Here is a 617-nt window from a genome sequence, read left to right as displayed (position 1 = left end):
ATGTTAACCACTACACCACGGGACCATTTGGTTGCGGGGACAGGATTTGAACCTGCGACCTTCGGGTTATGAGCCCGACGAGCTACCGTGCTGCTCCACCCCGCGATGATAAAATATTTAATTTAGAAAAAATGGAGGAGGTAGAGGGATTCGAACCCCCGCGCGACTCTCGCCGCCTGTCGGTTTTCAAGACCGATCCCTTCAGCCGAACTTGGGTATACCTCCGAGATAGAAACGTCTAATGGTGGACCTTGTAGGACTCGAACCTACGACCGGACGGTTATGAGCCGTCTGCTCTAACCAGCTGAGCTAAAGGTCCTTTATGGTAGCGGCGGAGGGGATCGAACCCCCGACCTCACGGGTATGAACCGTACGCTCTAGCCAGCTGAGCTACACCGCCATAAAAGATATTAAAATAAGTGGAGCCTAGCGGGATCGAACCGCTGACCTCCTGCGTGCAAGGCAGGCGCTCTCCCAGCTGAGCTAAGGCCCCATGTTTTTGGAAAATCGGGAAGACAGGATTTGAACCTGCGACCCCCTGGTCCCAAACCAGGTGCTCTACCAAGCTGAGCCACTTCCCGTTAATAAAAGCGCGCCCGAGAGGAGTCGAACCCCTA

The 617-nt window shown here is 54.5% G+C and carries 6 tRNA genes; all 6 read right to left on the bottom strand.

Going from position 1 to position 617, the window contains the following annotated elements:
• Nucleotides 1-28: 28 nt before the first annotated feature.
• The 6 genes from MR113_RS27365 to MR113_RS27340 all read right to left on the bottom strand — a co-directional run bounded on the left by MR113_RS27365 (nucleotide 29) and on the right by MR113_RS27340 (nucleotide 581).
• Nucleotides 29-105 (bottom strand) — tRNA-Met (locus MR113_RS27365).
• A gap of 27 nt (nucleotides 106-132) precedes the next feature.
• Nucleotides 133-225 (bottom strand) — tRNA-Ser (locus MR113_RS27360).
• 17 nt (nucleotides 226-242) lie between these two features.
• Nucleotides 243-319 (bottom strand) — tRNA-Ile (locus tag MR113_RS27355).
• A gap of 4 nt (nucleotides 320-323) precedes the next feature.
• Nucleotides 324-400 (bottom strand) — tRNA-Met (locus tag MR113_RS27350).
• 20 nt (nucleotides 401-420) lie between these two features.
• A tRNA-Ala gene (locus MR113_RS27345) sits at nucleotides 421-493 on the bottom strand.
• Between the two features lie 14 nt (nucleotides 494-507).
• A tRNA-Pro gene (locus tag MR113_RS27340) sits at nucleotides 508-581 on the bottom strand.
• Nucleotides 582-617 lie beyond the last annotated feature (36 nt).

It is taken from the genome of Bacillus cereus group sp. BfR-BA-01379, from assembly GCF_022663605.1.
GTDB classification, from domain to species: domain Bacteria; phylum Bacillota; class Bacilli; order Bacillales; family Bacillaceae_G; genus Bacillus_A; species Bacillus_A mobilis.
The sequence above is the reverse complement of the archived record's forward strand: the minus strand, read 5'-3'. Positions and strand labels throughout refer to the sequence as shown.